Raw genomic sequence first — 383 nt, 5'->3', positions numbered from 1 at the left:
CTGTCTGCCTTCTTCTCGAGTTCCGAGACCGGCATGATGTCGATCAACCGCTACCGTCTCAGTCACCGTGCCAAGGGCGATGAGCGCGGCGCCAAGCGTGTTACCCGCCTGCTTTCCCGCCCGGACCGCCTGATCGGCGTCATCCTGATCGGCAACAACTTCGTCAACAACCTGGCTGCCTCGCTGGCGACCATCATCGCGATCCATTACTGCGGTGATGTCTCGGGCCCGGCCGTCTCGACCGCCGTGCTGACCATCGTGGTGCTGATCTTTGCCGAAGTGACGCCCAAGACCATGGCCGCCGTGAACCCGGAGCGCATCGCCTATCCGGCCTCGCTGGTGCTGGAACCGTTGCTCAAGCTGCTCTACCCGCTGGTCTGGCT

Annotated in this window: 1 protein-coding gene; it reads left to right on the top strand. The window is 63.4% G+C overall.

Going from position 1 to position 383, the window contains the following annotated elements; all coding sequences use genetic code 11:
• The coding region (locus tag R0J88_RS18970; RefSeq protein WP_410900724.1) for a CNNM domain-containing protein at positions 1–383 on the top strand (383 nt) is incomplete at its 3' end.

Origin of the sequence: Pseudoalteromonas sp. SIMBA_162 (assembly GCF_046535955.1) — a bacterium.
GTDB lineage: Bacteria > Pseudomonadota > Gammaproteobacteria > Enterobacterales > Alteromonadaceae > Pseudoalteromonas > Pseudoalteromonas marina.
This window is presented reverse-complemented; position numbering and strand designations above follow the sequence as displayed.